This window comes from Paenibacillus contaminans (assembly GCF_003285015.1).
GTDB classification, from domain to species: domain Bacteria; phylum Bacillota; class Bacilli; order Paenibacillales; family NBRC-103111; genus Paenibacillus_V; species Paenibacillus_V contaminans.
Genome location: NZ_QMFB01000008.1, coordinates 118,713 through 137,733, shown reverse-complemented (window position 1 = coordinate 137,733; position 19,021 = coordinate 118,713). Strand labels below are relative to the sequence as shown.

General features: G+C 54.5%; 14 protein-coding genes. 5 read left to right on the top strand and 9 right to left on the bottom strand.

Features of this window, described 5'->3' with window-relative positions:
• Positions 1-198: 198 nt before the first annotated feature.
• The 5 genes from DQG23_RS15550 to DQG23_RS15530 all read right to left on the bottom strand — a co-directional run bounded on the left by DQG23_RS15550 (position 199) and on the right by DQG23_RS15530 (position 7,093).
• Complete coding sequence (locus DQG23_RS15550; protein WP_238177900.1) at positions 199-1,350, bottom strand: CobW family GTP-binding protein; 1,152 nt, start codon at positions 1,348-1,350, stop codon at positions 199-201.
• Positions 1,351-2,267: 917 nt separating this feature from the next.
• Complete coding sequence (locus tag DQG23_RS15545) at positions 2,268-3,701, bottom strand: sulfatase family protein (RefSeq protein WP_113031776.1); 1,434 nt, start codon at positions 3,699-3,701, stop codon at positions 2,268-2,270.
• Positions 3,702-3,803: 102 nt separating this feature from the next.
• Positions 3,804-4,679 carry a carbohydrate ABC transporter permease gene (locus DQG23_RS15540; RefSeq protein WP_113031775.1) on the bottom strand — a complete coding sequence of 292 codons (876 nt, stop codon included), beginning with the start codon at positions 4,677-4,679 and terminating at the stop codon, positions 3,804-3,806.
• A gap of 22 nt (positions 4,680-4,701) precedes the next feature.
• Positions 4,702-5,589, bottom strand: coding sequence for a carbohydrate ABC transporter permease (locus DQG23_RS15535; RefSeq protein WP_113031774.1), 888 nt, complete (start codon positions 5,587-5,589; stop codon positions 4,702-4,704).
• A gap of 190 nt (positions 5,590-5,779) precedes the next feature.
• On the bottom strand, positions 5,780-7,093 hold the full coding sequence (locus tag DQG23_RS15530; RefSeq protein WP_113031773.1) for an ABC transporter substrate-binding protein: 1,314 nt from the start codon (positions 7,091-7,093) through the stop codon (positions 5,780-5,782).
• A 129-nt stretch (positions 7,094-7,222) separates the two neighbouring features.
• On the opposite strand from DQG23_RS15530, the gene DQG23_RS15525 reads away from it, so the two are divergent.
• From DQG23_RS15525 to DQG23_RS42955, 5 genes are all read left to right on the top strand, one after another.
• Complete coding sequence (locus DQG23_RS15525) at positions 7,223-8,728, top strand: sensor histidine kinase (RefSeq protein WP_113031772.1); 1,506 nt, start codon at positions 7,223-7,225, stop codon at positions 8,726-8,728.
• A 90-nt stretch (positions 8,729-8,818) separates the two neighbouring features.
• Positions 8,819-9,508 carry a response regulator transcription factor gene (locus DQG23_RS15520; protein WP_113031771.1) on the top strand — a complete coding sequence of 230 codons (690 nt, stop codon included), beginning with the start codon at positions 8,819-8,821 and terminating at the stop codon, positions 9,506-9,508.
• 151 nt (positions 9,509-9,659) lie between these two features.
• On the top strand, positions 9,660-10,133 hold the full coding sequence (locus DQG23_RS15515; RefSeq protein WP_113031770.1) for a MarR family winged helix-turn-helix transcriptional regulator: 474 nt from the start codon (positions 9,660-9,662) through the stop codon (positions 10,131-10,133).
• The gene (locus DQG23_RS15510; protein WP_113031769.1) at positions 10,130-11,863 is read left to right on the top strand and encodes an ABC transporter ATP-binding protein; all 1,734 of its coding nucleotides are present in this window, start codon (positions 10,130-10,132) and stop codon (positions 11,861-11,863) included. Before DQG23_RS15515 ends, DQG23_RS15510 begins: the two co-directional genes overlap by 4 nt.
• Positions 11,856-13,967 carry an ABC transporter ATP-binding protein gene (locus DQG23_RS42955; protein ID WP_238177899.1) on the top strand — a complete coding sequence of 704 codons (2,112 nt, stop codon included), beginning with the start codon at positions 11,856-11,858 and terminating at the stop codon, positions 13,965-13,967. Before DQG23_RS15510 ends, DQG23_RS42955 begins: the two co-directional genes overlap by 8 nt.
• 609 nt (positions 13,968-14,576) lie before the next feature.
• Here the strand turns inward: DQG23_RS42955 and DQG23_RS15495 are convergent.
• From DQG23_RS15495 to DQG23_RS15480, 4 genes are all read right to left on the bottom strand, one after another.
• Positions 14,577-16,544, bottom strand: a complete 1,968-nt coding sequence (locus DQG23_RS15495) for an FAD-dependent oxidoreductase (protein WP_113031768.1) — start codon at positions 16,542-16,544, stop codon at positions 14,577-14,579.
• 91 nt (positions 16,545-16,635) lie between these two features.
• Positions 16,636-17,016 carry a DUF2304 domain-containing protein gene (locus tag DQG23_RS15490; RefSeq protein WP_113031767.1) on the bottom strand — a complete coding sequence of 127 codons (381 nt, stop codon included), beginning with the start codon at positions 17,014-17,016 and terminating at the stop codon, positions 16,636-16,638.
• The gene (locus DQG23_RS15485) at positions 17,013-17,744 is read right to left on the bottom strand and encodes a glycosyltransferase family 2 protein (RefSeq protein WP_113031766.1); all 732 of its coding nucleotides are present in this window, start codon (positions 17,742-17,744) and stop codon (positions 17,013-17,015) included. The genes DQG23_RS15490 and DQG23_RS15485 overlap by 4 nt, the downstream gene beginning before the upstream one ends.
• On the bottom strand, positions 17,725-18,969 hold the full coding sequence (locus DQG23_RS15480; protein ID WP_113031765.1) for an ArnT family glycosyltransferase: 1,245 nt from the start codon (positions 18,967-18,969) through the stop codon (positions 17,725-17,727). Before DQG23_RS15480 ends, DQG23_RS15485 begins: the two co-directional genes overlap by 20 nt.
• Positions 18,970-19,021: the final 52 nt, after the last annotated feature.

Here is a 19,021-nt window from a genome sequence, read left to right as displayed (position 1 = left end):
GAATAATCGGTCGTTCCATTCACTTCAAAAACAGAACAAATGTTCCCATTCATATTACCACATCTTTCAATGCTTGGGAACCGCATATCGACAAAAAAAGGAAAAAAGATCGGCGGATGCATCAATTCCGTACCGCAGGCTGCATCCGGCGCGGCGCCGAATCGGATGACGACGGTCACCCTCATGCCGGATAGCGTTTTATAAAGCCTCCAATGCTTTGCGTAGCTGCTCCTTCGGCATATGTTCTCCGATCAGCACGACAACATCTTGAACGTCACCCTGAGGCGTAATTTTCATAAAATCGGCTTCCCGGTATGCGTATTGAAACAAGAAACGGCTGTTTCCTGTATCGGCGAACGTCAGTACACCCTTACCGCGGTAAACGCTAGCCGGCAGCCCGGCGATGAACCGCTCGAATTTCTCGCTGTCGATCGGCCCAGCCAAGTAATGCGTATAAACCATAACATGATCGTGCGTGTGATGATGGCGATCTGCGTGTGCCGAGTCGGCGTGAGCATCGCTATGCATGTGTGCTTCGCCGTGCGCGTGGTCGTGCGCTTCGCCATGCTCGTGGTCATTCGTTTCGCCATGCTCGTGGTCGTGCGCTCCGACATGCTCGTGGTCATGCGCTTCGCCATGCTCGTGGTCATGCGCTCCGCCATGTGAAGCATGATCGCAATCGCCTGTGCAGACATGGTCGTCATCATGAAGCGCCGCCATGCCGCTAAACGGGCCCTCCGCATGCTCCGCTTCGTCGAAAAGGCGCATATCCGCTTCGCATTTTACCGTACGTACAATCTCGGCGTACTCGTTCCAGCTGCGAATCAGCCGTTCGAGCTCCGCCAGCTCGTCCTGCGTAACGAGATCCGTTTTGTTCAGCAGCAACACCGATGCGCAGCGGATCTGATCCTGCATGAGCCGGAAGGTTTTGCCCGCTCCTCCGCGGCTTAGCTCGAGCAGATGCCGGCAGTCGACGACGGTAACGACGCCTTTCATTTCAACGCGGGCGAGCAGCGAAGCCTCCGTTACGCCTTCAAGCGTTTCGATCGGATTCGCGACGCCTGTCGATTCGATGAAAATTACGTCCGGCCGCTGCTCCGCGACCAAGTTCATGATCGCCGTCCCCAGGTCGCCGCGAACCGAGCAGCAGATGCATCCGCTCAGTATTTCGGTCATCGGCACCTGCACATCCACCAAAAGCCCGTCCAAATTGACGTCGCCAAGCTCGTTCATAATAACGGCGGGAAGCTTTCCCTGCGCCTTATAATAATCGATCGCTCTCGTAAGCAGCGTCGTCTTGCCGCTGCCGAGAAATCCCGATAATACGAACAAAGGAACCGGCTTATTCATATGTTCCATGCCCCCATCTGCAATGTATTTGTAACGCCGCCGCTTTTTCAGGTACGGTACACGGCACGTTTTCCAAAAGCGACAAAATAACGCTCCCTACTAGCATTATCAGTCAAACAATACCCGAAAAACAACTTTTATTCGTTTTTCGCCCAGGATGTTGTCCCCTTTTTATCCATGATTTCTCTCCGTTACACTAACCGCCCGGATCGCGTTTTATTGCCGCTGCATCAAATTCTCCCCCCTCATCCGTGCCGGAAATGATAAGAGGAAGGCAATAACTATTTAGACAGACGTAACTGCTTCTCGCCAAACGTTCGTCTTTGTGGCAGCTAATGAGGAAAAGGCAACTAATAATGAGGCTAGCTTCACTAGTTCTTGCCGAAAACCCGTATTCTGGTGTGATAATGAGGGAAAAGCAACTAATAATGAGGAAAAGGAAATTAGTAATAACGTTTTCCTCACTAGTAACCGATAACGAGCTTTTTACCTATTGAATAGTGAGCTTTGCCTCATTAACAATGAATTTTTCCCCATTAAACGTACGGTTAACTCACAACTTGTAGATTTTTTGCTGCTTGCAAACGTTAGATTCAATAACAGGCACATTATTTAATCCGCAGTTTAAGATCTATATTTCAAAAAAAAGACATTCTCGCCATATAGCGAAAATGTCCAAAAATAACCATCGGGCAATGCCCGTCTGCCGGTTCCGCCCGGCATGCGAACGGGGCAGCCCTGTGACAAAACGCTCGAGCCGTCTAACGCGAAAAGATACACCGGCCCGCTGGCCCGCAGCTTGCCGGCTCAGCCGAACGATCGCATGCCTATTGCGCCTCGGCTCTCAGTTCCTCTTCCTGCCGATCGGCTGCGACTGGCTTCATCCCGTCGCTAGCACATCGCCAGCGCTGACCGCGCTACCCGTCGATCGCAAACGGATCGCTTGTCCGTGCAAGCCAGCAGCGCAGCTCCCCGTCCAGCCAGTCAGCCACTACATGGCTTTTCGGATCGTTAATGTGCACGGGAGCAAGCTGGTACGGATCCTCCTTGAGGTCGTACAGCAAACGTTCGACCGGATCGTTCGGCGCATAGCCTAGGTGGACGACGTACGTGTACCGCTTCGTCCTTACGCCCCGCCAGCCGTACCGCTTGTTGTCGAGGCCGGCGGCTTCGAATTCGCGGATCGCGGGAAGCCGGCCGGGGAACGCCGACAAAAAGGCGGTGGCGACTACAAGAGCCCTGCCGCCAAGCATCGCCGGCGACAGGTCCGTCCCTTCCGCCGCTTGCGGAATTTCGCAGCCCGCCAGCGCCAGCAGCGTCGGCATATGATCGACGCTGTTCAGCAGCGCGTCGCAAGTTCCGGCGGCAATGCGCCCCGGCCAGCGGATGAGGAACGGAATGCCGATCGATTCCTCATGCCACGAATGCTTCGCCATCAGCCCGTGCGCGCCCATCAGCTCTCCGTGATCCGCCGTCAGGACGACGATCGTATTCTCCTCCAAGCCTTGCTTCCGAAGAGTATCGAGCAGGCGGCCGAACTGCTCGTCGATTCCCGTGACGGCCGCATAATAATCGCGCATGTACTGCTGAAGATTGTCGACGCCGCCTTCCACTTTCTCGCCCGTATGCGCCTTCAGCGTTTCGGGCCGCACATTCGGCCGAAGCGGCAGCGTTCCGCCTTCATAAAGCTTCCGATACTTATCCGGCACCAGCTCGAACGGACTATGCGGTGGGTTCCACGAGAGGAACAGCGCGAACGGCTTGTCCTGTGTGCCGCGCTCTGCCCGCGATTCCACAAACGAGACCGCCACATCCGTCTCGTGCTCCGGCGACCATTGCTTGACGTCGATCCTATCAGGAGAATCGCGCCAATAATGCGGCTCCAGATGATGATCGTATGCGCCGTAGGAATACCAGAAGTCGAAGCCGTGCCGCTTCGGTCCCGGCGGCGTATACGCATCCCACTCGCGGGCGCCGGATTCCGGCTCCGGCGTCACGTTTTGCTCCGGCAGATCGAGATGCCACTTGCCGATATAGCCGGTATCGTATCCGGCTTGCTTCAGCACGTCGCCGATGCCGATTTCGTCCTCGCGCAGCATGACGTCCGTGCCCAGCTTGCAGTTCGTGTATACGCCGGTCGTCAGCGGATACCTGCCGGTCAGCAGCGCCGCGCGATGCGGCGAGCAGAGCGGCGTACAGCTCAGCGCATTGTCGAACGCTAAGCTTTCGGCAGCGAAACGATCCATATTCGGCGTTAAAACCGTATCTTCCTTGCGGAAGCCGACCGCCTGTCTCCGCCACTGGTCGGCGAATACGTATAAAATATTCGGTCTATTGCCCGCTTGCGTCATGAACATATCCTCCTGTTGTCGGCTGCTTCAGGCTGCACGGGCAGCGTCGCGTTTTCCTCTCATGAATCGTTTCGCCTTTTCGGCAGCCGGCAGCCTAACCGATCATCCCTTCACCGCGCCGGCCGAAATGCCCTCGATAAAATGATCCTGCGCGACGAAATAAACGAGCAGCGTCGGAACGATCGCCGATACCGCAGCCCCCATCAAGAGTGCATACTCCGTCCCGTACTCCGATTGGAAATGCTGCATGCCGAGCTGCAGCGTGAACAGCTTGTCCGAGTTCAAATAAATGAGCGGTCCGAGAAAATCGTTCCATGAGTGCATGAACGTGAAAATAACGAGACTCGCGATTGCCGGCCGCATGAGCGGCATAAGGATACGCAAGTAAATGCCGAATTCGCTCAGGCCGTCGATCCTCGCCGCCTCCGAAAGCTCCTCGGGTATCGACATGTAGAACTGACGGAACAGAAACACGCCGAACGGACTGAACGCGCCGAGCAAAATAAGCGACCAGTGCGAGTTGATCAAGCCGAACTCCTTCATAAGGAGAAACTGCGGAATCATCATAACCTGAAACGGAATCATCATCGTCGCCAAATATACGACGAACAGCTTGTCACGCTCGGGGAAGCGCACCTTTGCGAAAGCATAGGCAGCCATCGAGCAGGTAACGACCTGCAGGCATGTCGTAATCACAGCGATTTTAATCGTATTTAAGTAATAAGTCAGGAACGGCACCTGCGTCCAAACTTTCACGTAGTTATCCCAATATATCGTGCTCGGAATCCACTGGATCGGGAACCCGAATATTTCCCCTTCGGATTTAAGCGATGCCGACAGCATCCATATGAACGGCACGACCATCGATAGCGACACGATGATCAACACCGCGTATAAAATCCCTCTGCGCAGCAGCACACCCGGATTTTTCTTGGAAGTCCCGCCTGCGCCGCCTCCGCTGCGTATCACTGCTTCCATCCCTTCGTTCACCTCGCATGCTCTAGTAGTTGACCCATTTCTTCTGACCGCGGAATTGGATAAGCGTTATGATCAAAATAAGCGCGAACAACACGTACGCCATCGACGAAGCATAACCGTATTCGTAACGTTGGAACGCCGTATAGTAAATGTCGTATACGAGCACCCGCGTCGCGCGTCCCGGTCCGCCCTGCGTCAAGACGTAAATCAGGTCGAACACCTTGAACGAATTGATAATGCCGATAATGACGGTGAAAAAAATGACCGGTGACAGCATCGGCAGCGTTATTTTGCGGAATCGGACGAAAGCTCCCGCTCCGTCCAGCTCGGCCGCTTCGTACAAATCGGCGGGAATGCCTTGCAGCCCGGCCAAGTACAAAATCATGTAATAACCGACGGAATGCCAAATATTGACGATTATGACGGAGATGAGCGCCCATTGCGACGAAGCGAACCATCCCGGGGGATTATCGATCCCGATGCTTTGCAGAAAGCCGTTGATCGGCCCCATCGTCGGATTGAACAGCAGCTGCCAAACGACAGCCACCGCGATTGTCGAAGTAATGTGCGGCAGGAACAATGCCGTACGGAAAAATTTAATGCCCCTGATCCCTTTGTTAAGCGCTACTGCCGCGACGATCGCCAAAAACAGCGTTGCCGGAACCGTAACGACGGTCATAATGATGCTGTTCAGGAACGAAATGCGGAAGCTTTCGTCCGACCAAAGCTTGATGTAATTGTCCAAGCCGATGAATCGGATCTCGCCAAAGCCGTTCCACTCGGTAAAACTCATTCCGAAGGAAGCGATGACGGGAAAAAGAATAAATACGGCGAAGCCGATAATGTTCGGCAGCAAAAATCCGTAGCCGATCAGCCGGCTGCGCCTGACCGCCGCTTTGGCGCTCTTCATGATGCTCAACCCCTTTGCGATGCGAACGGAATAACCGTTCATGACCTTGTTGCGGGTCAACAGTATAAAAGTTTACGATCGAACGATGCCCGGCCGGAACGTTCCCGGCTGCCGGGAAGGGACGCGCTTTTCATTCGAAAATTATTACGCTGCGCGCCCCATCCGCCTTTAACTTTCAGCCGATTAGCGATTACTTTTTGCCTGCGGTAAAGTCTTTGCCGTACTTGTCCGCCCATTCCTTCTGGACGCGCTCGGCGATTTTTTGAATCGTTTTGTCAACGGTTTGCTCGCCCGTAAGCGCCAGCTGGGTTTCCTGCGTAAACACCGTGTTGACGATGATATTTTTCACGCCCGGCAGGAACGGATATTCCGGATATTCTTTTTGCTCCAGGAAATAGTGCAGGTTTTTCGGCTTGCGGCTGCCGTCGCCGATATAAGCTTTCTTGATATCGTCGTTCGTATAGCCGGTCAGGAACCCTTTGGAGGCGAACTGCTTCGCGCCTTGCGGTCCGGCCAAATAAGCGAGCACTTTGTAAGCCTCTTCTTTATGCTTCGATTTTTTGTTGATCATGATCGAAACCGGGGTGGCCAGACTTGTGTTGGCAGGCGAACCTTCCGGATGCGGTACCGGCACGACGTCCCAGTCGAAATTGATTTTTTTCTCGTCCTCCGCCTGACGGAGCTGGGCAACATGCCAATCGCCGATCAGATTCATCGCGACGTTTCCTTTTTGGAATGCGGCGTTGTAGTGTGCCGAGGTCGTAATTTGCTCCGCCCACGGCATGATGGAACCGTCCTTCTCCATATCGACGCGAAGCTGCAGCGCTTGCTTGAACGGCGTCAAATCTTTGTCGATAATCGAAGCGCCCGCTTGCACCGACTGCATGTACCACGTTTGCGGCCATTGCTGCACGTAAGCGCCGTACGTTTTATTCGCGCCTTCGCCCTTGGTCATCTTCTTTGCGAGCTCGCGGAATTCGTTCCAATTCATATCGGCTTTCGGATAAGGAACGCCAGCTTGGTCGAACAGCGTTTTATTGTAGTACAGCATCCAGTTCGATTTGCGGTAAGGGAGGCCGTACGTTTTGCCGTTTACCTTCGAGCCGTCGTAAAGCGGGCCGTAGCCGGAAACGTCCGTATTGTTTTTCTTGATATAGTCGTCGAGCTCCTCGAGAATGTTCGTATCGAGGAACACGTCCATCGTGCCGCCGATCAAGTCGATCTCTTCTCCCGAGGACAGCTGCATTCTTACTTTTTCGTAATATTGCTTGACGGGAACGGTTTCGAAGTTTACCGTAATATTCGGGTTCTCCTTCTTGAACTCCTCATAAGACGCTTTCATCGTTTCCAAATCGTCGGGCAGCACCGACATGCGGAGCGTGACCGGTTTTTGCTCGCCCTCAGCGGCTCCGCCGGGCGTTGGTTCCGCTTTCTTTCCGCCGCAGCCTGCAAGGACTCCGCCGGTCAAAATGACGGACAATGCAAGGGATAACGTTTTTTTCATTGCAATTTCCCCCTTACCTTATGTTAAGATTTTTGTGTACAAGGCAATTATATCGGGCATCATGAAGGGACATAAGGTGAAAGTTTTATTCCCCTTCTTCTTTCCGTTTTCACCGCTGGGGGGTTTGCGATGATTTTTTTGACCGTGCTTTTTCTGATTTTCTCGGTGTTTTTTACGTACAAGCATTTGACCAGCGTATCGACTCGTTTCCTGTATGGAATCATGCTCGGCTGGGTGCTTTCGTTCGTCTCGTTTATTTTGTACTTAAGCAAATTCAACTATTATTACACGGTGATCAGCCGTTTTTTCGATTTCAGCCCCGGAACGTGGAATCATCTCGTGCTCGTCAATTTCAACCCGGACGTGCTTATCCGCATGCTGAACGGCGGCGTCATTTTGTTTCAGTTCTCGTTTCTGTGTTATGCGGTTTCGTTCGTAAGGCGCTCCAAAAAAGGGAAAGCGCTGTATGTTTATGCACTGATCGGTCTGATTTCAGCGATTCAGCTGCTTTATTACGATCCCGGCTTCAACCTGCTGCTGCAGGACCGGTTCGGGGGCACCGCCGCGGCAGGCCGCGACTTGTTCCAAACGGTAACCAAAACGCTTGACGCCGGCTTTCATTTTGCCAAATACGGCTACATGCTGCTCGCCTTCGTTTTGCTGCTGAACGATTATTTCAACACGCCTAAAATCAAATTTTTGAAAAATTATGCATTGTTCAACATACTGACGCTCATTCCTGTAGCCGCTATTCATGCATTAACCTTCAGTTGGGCGCCTAAGACACTGGTCAAAGCGACCGTCGTGCCGGGCTACCACAACTATTTGCAGCCGCAAATCGGCACGTACACGGGGGTTTTCAACGTTTTTCCGTATGTGGCGTTCGCTGCGCTCGCCTTCATGATCGCGATTATCGTCAAATACAGCTCGATCGAAACGTACCATCGGAACCGTGACGTGCAGATCAGCAAAAGCATCGATACCGCCTCGCTCGGCGTCAAAGCGTTCACCCATGCGCTTAAGAACCACCTGCTGGCCATCCGTTCGGAGGCGGAATTCCTGAAGGATAAGCACACGAATGACGCTGAAACCGTATACAGTCTCGAGCTGATGCTCGATTCCTGCGCCAAATCGTTCGAAAGCATCGACTATGCCGCGCACAAGCTCAAAACGATCGAGCTGAACCTGCAGCAAACCGCGCTCGATGTGCCTGTTCGTAAGGCGGTAACAAGGATTCAAGCGTCGAAGAGGCGGCAAACGCAAATCAATGTCCGGCTGACAGGCGATTCGCCGGTCGTTTATATGGACGAGTCCCATATGAGCGAAACGGTCTTTAATATCGTCGAAAATGCCCTCGAAGCTTTAGGGGACCGCTCGGACGGCGTAATCGACATCGAGATCGGCGAGCAGAACGGCTGGGGCGTAATCTCGATTCGCGACAACGGGCCCGGGGTGCCGGCGGAGCACTTGGACAGCATTTTTTCCCCGTTTTTTACGACCAAATCCTCTTTAACCAATTGGGGCATCGGCTTGTCGTACTGTCACAAAATCGTAGCGGCGCACGACGGCGATATTACGGCGGAAAGCGAACCGCAAAAAGGAACGCTGTTCAAAATCGTGCTGCCGACGATATAAATATCGTTCACAAAGGGAGGGGAATAAAACATTCCCCTTGTTTTTTCGAAAACGTATTCATAGAGAGCAATAAGGGGAGGCGGAACGTTCATGGACATGAAATCGCAAATCAAGCTTGTCGTCGTAGACGATATGGAGGCGCATCGCAGACGGCTCGAACGAATCATTGCGGAATGCCCGGACATGAAGGTTGTCGCGTCGTCGAAGTCCGGCTACGAAGCGGTGCTTGATGCGGCTATGCATCAGCCGGATATCGTTCTGATGGACATCGAGATGGAGGATGCGATGGCGGGCATTACGGCCGCGAAGCAAATTCACGAAAAGCTGCCGCATATCAAAATAATCGTACTGACGGTGCATAAGGACGACAATATCATTTTTGCCGCGTTTCAGTCGGGTATCATGGACTATGTGCTCAAGACGGCGCCGAAGGAAGAAATCGTCGAGGCGATCCGCTCCGCCTATCAAGACCGTTCGCCCATCCGGCCGATGATCGCCCAAAAAATACGCAGCGAGTTTCAGCGGGTCAAAAAGACAGAGCAAAGCCTGCTCTACGTCATTCAAATTATCTCCGAGCTGACGCCGAGCGAGCTGCAGGTGCTGAAGCTGCTGTGCGAGAACAAGCCGCGCAAAAAAATCGCCGAGGAACGCAGCGTCGAGGCGGAAACGATCAAGAAGCAAATCGGCAGTATCCTCAAAAAGTTCCAAATGGACAATATCGCCTCCGTCGTATCAAGCGTGAACGAGCTGAATATATTTGAGATTTTGAAGAAGCTGTAGAAAACGGAGGCGCGTGAGCCTTCGTTTTTTCGTTTTTATCGCTTAGTCTGACGTTATATTCGGTCTTGACGCTGCACGGAAGACGTTCTACACTATTAGTTAGTCAACTAACATTTAGCCAACTAACTAATTGCGAAGAACGGAGAAAACGATGAACCATCACCATAACGATTCGCTCACTCATCTGCTCAGGCAGGTGATGAAGCTGCACCGTCAAAGCATTCATTTGCTTACCCGCGACTTTGACGTGCATCCCGGCCAGCCGCCGCTGCTCCGCCATTTAGCCGAGAAAGACGGGCAAAGCCAGAAGGATTTGGCCGCTCTGATGCAAATCGCCCCCGCGACGCTGACGGTCATGCTCAAACGTATGGAGAAAGCCGGTCTCGTGAAACGGCTTGCGGATGAACGCGACCAGCGGGTTATCCGCGTCTATCTGACCGAGCAGGGTCGGGAGGCGCACACCGCCGTAAGGGAAGCACTGCGTGCGCTGGAGGTGCGCTGCTTCGAGCATTTTGCCGAGGAGGAGAAGGAGCTGCTGCGTCAAATGATGCTCCGTATGCGGGAAAATCTCTCGACCGTTGCCGACACGATGCAGCCGATACGCAAACGGGAGGCCGATTTATGAGGAAACTGATCGTTTATTTAAAGCCTTATTGGAAGGCGTCCGTTTTGGCGCCGTTATTTATGCTGCTCGAGGTTTACATGGATTTGCTCCAACCGAAGCTTATGGCTCAAATCGTCAATGTCGGCGTCGCCGAACGCGACCTGTCCTACATATGGCAATCCGGCGGTCTGATGCTTGGCGTGGCGGCAATCGGATTGATCGGCGGCGTCGGCTGCACGATATATTCCAGCATCGCCTCCCAGCATTTTGGCGCCGACGTCCGCAAGGATTTGTTCCGGACGGTTCAAACGTTCTCGTTCCGCAATCTGGACACGTTCCAAACCGGTTCGCTCGTCACCCGCTTGACGAACGACGTCGTACAAATGCAGACGTTCGTGCAGATGACGCTGCGCATTTTTGTCCGCGCCCCTTTTCTGTCGCTGGGCAGCGTCATTATGGCGATCACGATCAGCCCGCGGCTCGCTCTTATATTGGCGGTATCGATACCGATCCTGTTCGCCGTACTGTTCCTGATCATCCGTTACGCCTATCCGCTCTTTTCCAAAGTGCAGAGCAAGCTTGACGGCGTTAATACCGTTCTGCAGGAAAACTTGACGGGAATTCGCGTCGTCAAAGCGTTCGTCCGCTCCAAATTCGAAGGCGAACGGTTCGGCCGCGCCAACAAGGACTACATGGAAATGGCGTTGAAAGCGACGCGCGCGATCGCAATCAATATGCCGGTCATGCAGCTCATCCTGAACGCAAGCGTAGTCGCCGTGCTTTGGTACGGCGGGCATCATTACTGGACGGGCGGAATGCCGATCGGCGATTTGATCGCTTTCCTCAACTATGTGACGCAAGTTCTGTTTTCGCTGCTGATGGTAGGGATGATGATCATGTCGGTGTCCCGCGCCAAGGTTTCGGCCGAACGCATCAACGAGGTGCTGGAAACGCGTCCGGAGATCGCCGACTCCGCAAACGCAAAGCGTTGTGCGATTCGCGCCGGCAAAGTCGAGTTTACCGACGTATCCTTCGGCTACGATGCCGGGCGGGATCCGGTTCTCCGCAATGTTACGTTGACGGCCGAGCCCGGGCAAACGATCGCTTTGCTCGGTGCGACAGGTTCGGGCAAATCCAGCCTCGTCGCTCTGATCCCACGTCTGTACGAAGCTTCGTCCGGCAGGGTCGCCGTCGACGGTACCGACGTTCGCGAGATCGGACTCGATCATCTAAGAAGCCGGATCGGGATGGTGTTCCAGGAGTCCGTTCTGTTCACCGGAACGATCCGCGACAATATCCGTTTCGGCAAAACGGACGCCGCCCAGGAGGAAGTCGAAGCAGCGGCGAAAGCCGCGCAAGCGCATGACTTCATCATCAGTATGCCGGACGGCTACGATACGCTGCTCGGACAGCGCGGGGTCAATTTGTCCGGCGGACAAAAACAGCGGATTGCCATCGCGCGGGCGCTGCTCGTCAAACCCGACATTCTGATCCTAGATGACAGCACGAGCGCGGTCGATCTCGGCACGGAGTCGCGAATCCAGAGAGCGCTTAAGGAATTGATCAGCGGCAGCACTACCTTCCTGATCGCGCAGCGCATCTCTTCCGTCATGGACGCCGATACGATCGTTCTGCTGGAAGAAGGGCGCATCGTCGCGCAAGGCACCCACCGCGAGCTGATGCTTACGAGCCCGATGTACCAGGATATTTATAGGTCGCAGCTTGGGAAGGAGGATGTCGTTTATGGCTGATTCGCCTAAAAATGAAAGCAGCGCCGCCAAGCCGGCAGGTCCCGGCATGGGACATCCGCCCGGAATGCCGGGAGGACCCGGCGGAGGAGCCGCCCGGGGCATGATGCCGAAGGTGCGCGCGAAAAATACGTCCGCGACCTTGCTGCGGCTGTGGCGCTACTTGGGACGTCAGCGGGCCGGCTTGGTCGGAGTGGCGCTCCTCACCGTGCTCAGCTCCGCTACCGCTTTTCTCGGGCCTTACCTGATCGGTGTTTCGGTCGATCGTTATATCGTTTCGCGCGACGAACAAGGCCTGCTGTGGTTGTGCATGCTCCTGCTCGGCGTTTATGCATTTAGTGCGGTCATGTCATGGGTGCAAGCATTCGTGATGGCCGGCGTATCGCAGCGGACCGTATGGGAAATGCGCCGCGACTTGTTCGAACGGCTGCAGAAGCTGCCGCTCCGCTTCTTCGACAGCCGCACGCACGGCGAGCTGATGAGCCGCACGACGAATGACATCGAGAACGTCACCAACGTGCTCAATCAAAGCGTAACGCAAATGATATCCAGCGTCCTGACGCTTGCCGGCTCCCTTGTCGTCATGCTGGGGCTCAATATTTGGCTGACCTTGCTCAGCTTGGCGACGATTCCGCTTGTAGCGGTCGTAACGGGCCGAATCGCCAAGCATACCCGCAAACATTTTACCGGACAGCAGCAGCATCTTGGCGAGCTGAACGGCTTTATCGAGGAAACGATTTCGGGTCAGAAGGTCATCAAGGCGTTCCGCCGCGAGAAAACTTCGACCGAAACGTTCCAGTCGATCAACGGCAAGCTTCGCGATGCGGGAACGAAGGCGCAAATCGTTTCCGGCCTGATGGGGCCGGTTATGAACGCCTTCAATAACGTCGGCTTCGCGCTCATCGCTGCGGTAGGCGGTTGGATGGTGCTGAAGGATTGGACGACGATCGGCGTCGTGGTCAGCTTCCTGAACTATTCCAAGCAGTTCGGCAGACCGGTCAACGAGCTCGCGAACCAGTTCAACATGATCCAATCCGCTGTCGCGGGCGCCGAAAGAGTGTTCGAGATACTGGATACGGAAACGGAGTATGAAGCCGAGGAAGAATTACGCAAGCCGGATAAGGCCAAAGGCGAAGCGGCGGCAGCCGCATTGCCGGAAGCCGGAGGACGAAAAGAACGTGACGGCGATACCCGCATGCGGCATCGGATCGAGGGCGAACCGGCCTCTGGGACGCCGATTACCGAAGCGGAATCCAATAATGTCGTGGAAGCACGCAAGCAGCATCGGATCGAGGACGAAGTAGCTTCCGAGACGCCGCATGCGGAAGCGCAACACCACTATGAAAAGGAAGCACGCAAGCGGCACCGGATCGAGGGCGAAGTGACGTTCGAGAACGTATCGTTCGAATACAAGGAAGGCGTTCCCGTCCTGCGGAATGTTACCCTTCATGCGAAGAAAGGCGACACGATTGCGCTTGTCGGACCGACCGGAGCCGGGAAGACGACCGTCGTCAACCTGCTCACCCGCTTCTACGACATCGCGAGCGGTACCGTCACGATCGACGGCGCGGACATCCGCGAGATGGATAAAGACAATCTGCGGCAACAGCTAGGTATCGTGCTGCAGGACGCTTACCTGTTTTCGGATACGATCCGCGAAAATATCCGCTACGGCAAGCTCGATGCCTCGGACGCGGAAATCGAAGCCGCCGCAAGGCTGGCCAACGCCGACAGCTTCATCCGCAAGCTGCCGAACGGCTACGATACGACGCTTACCGCCGAGGGCGGGAACCTGAGCCAAGGCCAGCGGCAGCTCATCACGATCGCACGGGCCATATTGGCCGACCCGGCCATCCTCATTCTCGACGAAGCGACAAGCAGCATCGATACGCGGACGGAGATGCACATCCAGGAAGCGATGCGGACGCTTATGCGCGGACGCACCAGCTTCGTCATCGCCCACCGGCTTAGCACGATCCGCGAAGCCGATGCGATTCTCGTCATAAACGGCGGGGAAATCATCGAGCGCGGCACACACGAACAGCTGCTGGAGCAAAAAGGCTTTTATTACGAGCTGTATACGAGCCAGTTCAAACGTGTGAGTTAGTACAGAGAAGGAGCAGCCTGAATTGGCAGCTCCTTCTGCATTTACGTTTACCGTTTCAAACGCAAAATATGGATTTTTGTATCTCCTATGAACTCGCAGTTTGACTGCAGGCTTTATCGTACATTTATAGGCAGCAAACCGGCATTCAACGCATCGGCTAGTCGTCATCAATTCGAAAATCTCTGAGGATGCAGGTTCTACGCCACTGGCTCCTTGGAGCAATAGTAAGGAAAAGGTTATTGTTAATAAGGCAATCCTCACTATCTCTCTCCAAAAAAGCGTGTTCTGGGGAGATAATGAGGCAAAGACAACTATTAGTGAGTCAAACCAAATTGATAATGGCGTTTACCTCACTAACAGGCGAGAACGAGCATTTTACCGGTGGAATAGTGTGGACAGCCTCAGGAACAATAAGATTTTCTTCACTAATCGCACGGTCCATTCCTTACATGTAAGTTATTCTTGTTTACAGCCTCGGAATCTCCGTTTCACGCCAGTTGCGGCCTTACTGCGATCGACGAGCATTGATTTCTAACGAAGCCATTATTCCGCATAAGAATGGCACACTCGGTATCGCCAGCTACTGCATACGCCCCCCAGCATTCAACCTCAAAACGTAACCCCGCTCCGCTTCTCCACAGCATCCTTCAGCATCATAAACACTTCCCCGTCGGTCAGCTTCTCTTTATTGCCGATCATATCGGCGGTCGATTTGCTCAGCAGTCCATTGCTCTCCAGCTCCGCTTGGGCATTATCGAGCTTCGTATCCAAACCTGCGGCAAGAGCGATCGTCAAGCTCGCCTGCTGCAAGCTTAGCTGCTTTTTGGCCGGCTCCTCCATGCCTTTCACCGCCGCGGACGGATCGCCCTTGAAAAACTCCTTGTACATCCGTCTGACGCTGTTCATTTGGTTGACCATGCGCTGGGCGTTCGAGACATTGTCCAGCTTGAACGCTTCGTTATTGTAGGATCCGTAAGCGATGCCCATGTAAACGGCCGCTTTGAGCCCGGGATACGCTTTATGCTTCATAAAAGGCTGCAGCTCCAGCTCATAAGGCTCGAGCTCCATGCCCTGCTCGTTCAGCCGCTTCTGCATCTCGGCGATCAGCGTCTTCGACTCGGACAGCTTCCGAAACGTCATCCCCTGCTCGATGGCAAGCTTCGCCGCCGCTCCCGCAGCCTGGCCTTCGGCCATTCCGGTAGGGATGACCCGCGCGCTGCCATGCGCCAGCGTATCGTAGCTGGCGGAACGTCCGACGACAAGTAGGCCGTCGACCTCTTTCGGCACGATGCTGCGGAACGGCACCGCATACTTCAACGGGTGAACGACGACGGCTCCATTGTCGGAAGGCGACGTGCGCTGAATATCCGACGGGTACGAGCCGAAGGCGATGCGGTCCCATTGGTCGCGGTTTTCCAGCAAATCGACGACGGACAGGCGGTACTCTCCGACCATATGACGAGTCTCGCGAACGTAGAGTTCGGGAGCGATGTCATCGAGCTCGACCTTTTTAAACTCTTTATACTGCTGCAAATATGCGACGACATTCGGTATTTCCTTCTTGGCGATTTCCAGCGCCTCTTTGCGTGATTCCGGCTTAAGTCCGTCTATTCCGAAAATTTGCAGCGCATTGATCAAAATCGTACCGTCCAGCTGCCGGCCAATGTTGAGACCGCGCATTTTCGCATCCTCCGGGTTCAGCGGCATGTAGTCTTTCATTTCTTCGCCGTATCCCCAAGCGGACATTTTGCTCACGCCCGTATTGCTGTCGCTGTCTCCGTTCAAGCGTTTGCCGATGAGCGACCATGCTTCATTATCGATATTGCGCAGCCGGAAAACCGCCGTAACCGCCATCCGCGAATTTTTGTCGCCGATATCTTCGCGCCCGATCGTGAAAGGCACTCCGGCAGCGGCCGCGATATCCGCATCCTGCGTTGCGTCGATGACCGCTTTGGCCTTTACGTTCGCTTTCGTTCCGTCAGGCTTCGTAACAACGACCCCTTCCACTGCGGGGGACGAGCCTTGCTTGGCGACGAGCGGTTCGACGGCTGTCGCCTTCATATACAAATCGATATTCGTCTCCGCCCGCAAGATATCGTAGAAGGCGTTCGCCGCGGTTATGACATCGAACGAATGGCCTTCCGTCTTTTTATACCATTCCGTAAAAATCCCCTTATTAAAATGATCCTGCTCCCGGCCGGGCAGCGTAGAAGACGTCCGGTCCCAGTTCATATCGACGCTGTTCAGCCAGCCTACGGTCATCAAACCGCCCAGCAGCTCGCGTCCCTTGCTGTCGACAAGCAGCGTTTTCAACCCGTTGCGCGCTGCTGAAACCGCGGCGCTGATTCCTTCCGGATCGGTGCCGACGACTACGACGTCATAGCCGCTTTGCAGCTCGCCGACGGAATCGACCTGCTTCGTCTCCTGCCTCGCCGGCAAGCCCGACGCATTGTAGCCTGCGCCGGGAACGCCGTCGCCGTCATCCTTTCCTTTTTGTCCTCCCAATAAAAAGTAACCCGCTCCGGCCAATAATAAAACAACAATTGCTGCGACTGAAATCATCCATTTGCGTGACATGCTGCACCTCGAATATAGTAGTTGGTCAAAAATTGCTGCAAGGCAATTCCCATTTCTCCATTGCCTTTGCTTTCCGTTATGCTTGCTTACCTCAGCTTAAATCGCTCGGCGGCCCGCCATCCCCGCGCTTTTTCAGTTGGCGCAGCTGCTCCTCGTACAGCGATACGGTTTGCGCAAGCGTTATCGTTCGATCCGCGAGCGCGGAAACGACCAGCGTCAAATGCAGCAGAATGGACATGATGGCCAGAATCGCCAGCACGTAAAGAAGGGACGGCGCGTAAGACACCTGCAGAAGGCCTGCGATCCGGTCGAGCACCTTCGGGAACATGGAAACGAGCATCATCAGCCCGCTCAATCCGAGCCAAAGAAGCGAGTATTGCTCTCTCAGCCTTTTTTTGCGGATCAGACTGAGAATGACTAGAAAAAAAGCCAAGCTCAAGACGAAGCATATATAAAAAATCGATGCGGTCATACGGCTTCCTCCGCGCTTCTCCTCCGGGACTGCAGGAGCAAAATGGCCAGCGTTACCTTAATCATGTAATACACCGATTTCAGCGCCGTAATGCTCGATCTTCCATGGAGCCGGGGACGCATGCTGACCGGGCATTCGACGAAGCGGAGCCCGTGCTTGTGCATCAGCATGAGCGCCTCCACCTCGGGATAATCGGTCGGATAGCGGTCCGCGAACAGCGCGATCGCCCGGCGGCCGCAAATGCGGAAGCCGGAGGTCGTATCGGTCGCCTTGCGGCCTGTCAGGCTCGAGACGAGCATGGACAGGAAGCGGATGCCGATCAGTCTCGTCCGTGTAGACTGGTAGCCCTGCTTATCCAAAAAGCGGGAGCCGACAGCCATGTCCGCACCGCTTTCCGACAAGGCCCGCACCAGCTTGCCCAGCTCAGCCGGATCGTGCTGCCCGTCTCCGTCGATTTGCACGGCCATATCGTAGTTTCCTCTTAACGCGTAGCGGTAGCCGGTTTGGACGGCTCCGCCGATCCCGAGGTTATAAGGCAAATCAAGTACGGTGACGCCCGTTTGTTGTGCCCGCTCCAGCGTATCGTCCTTCGAGCCGTCGTTGACGACGACGATGTCGGCTTGCGGAACGTGCGCCCGGATATTTTCAATGACTTGCACGATTTGTCCCGCTTCGTTGTATGCTGGCACGATAATCAGCAGGCTGGCGTCAGACTGGCAATGCCGCATCGTGATTCCCCCTTGTTTTTCCTGTTTTTCGCCCGCCCCATTTGCCGTATAACCACCATAATACGTTGATGAAGACTATGCATTCGACGATAATAATGAGCGGCATCGACATCACGTTGTACCGGTATTCCGGCACGAAGACGAGACGGATCAGCGTCATGGTCACGACGATGACGACGAGCAGGTTCGCCGTATTCCTCCAGCGGGTTGCAAGCGCAATCGCAGCTGCGAGACCGATAAAGACAAGCCATCGATGAAATTCGTTCGGATTGACGGAGGACGGCAAAACGTTATGGTAAGGCTGATGACCGCCGCCGTAATAGGCGCTGGCATAAATGTGCTCGAGCTTGCCGATCGTGTACCATTTGAGGTATAACCCGGGCTGCGTCGAGAAGCCTTTCTTTAACCGTTCGACGGCTACTTCCATCTCCGTCTTCCCGTTCTGGTCGACAAGATCGTCATCGTAATTTTTGTACGGATACGTACCCGCCTTGAACGGATTGGCTTGCGTAGCGGTAATGACAACCTCGTTCAGCGTCACGACATTGCGTGCCCACCACGGCAATAACACAAGCGCAAGTCCCGCAGCGGTTAAGGCAAACAGCTTCAGTACGCGCTTCACATCCCGCTTCAACAGCCAGAAGAACAAATAGTTCACAACGATCAGCGGCATAAACTCCGGACGGACAAGTACGGTCAATCCCAGCAGCACTCCCGATAAGAAAGCCGGAGGCCTCGTCTGTTTACGAAACGTTATCGTTTGTACCCACACATACCCAAGCATAAAGAAAATGCCGAGTACCTCCGTCAACACCGCGCCGTTCGCCCAAACGAATGGCGGATAAACCGCAGCCGCCAAGGCGGACAGCAAGCCTGCGACGTCATTGGACAGCTCCTTCGTTATCCGGAAAATAAGCCAGAGCGATGCCAAGCTGATCAACACTTGCGCGTAGCGAACCCAGGGCAGCGGGTCATGGTCCCGGTAGTCGACGAGCTTGTACACCGTGGCCAAAAACAGCGGAAAGCCCGGCGTTATTTTCGCATTCGGCTCGGTATCCGCATATCCGTAGACCCCGTCCTCCAGCAGTTGTCTGGTCATCGCATCGTAATTGATCGAATCGGGAGACATATCGTGCTCGACCGACCGCAGAAAATCGACCCGCAGCCAGCCTCCCAGCATCAAAATAATAAACAGCGCCGTTCCCACAGCCAGCTTTCGCTTCATCTCTCCATCACCCTCCGCTTCACAATCGAAGTATAAACGAGCGATATTAACA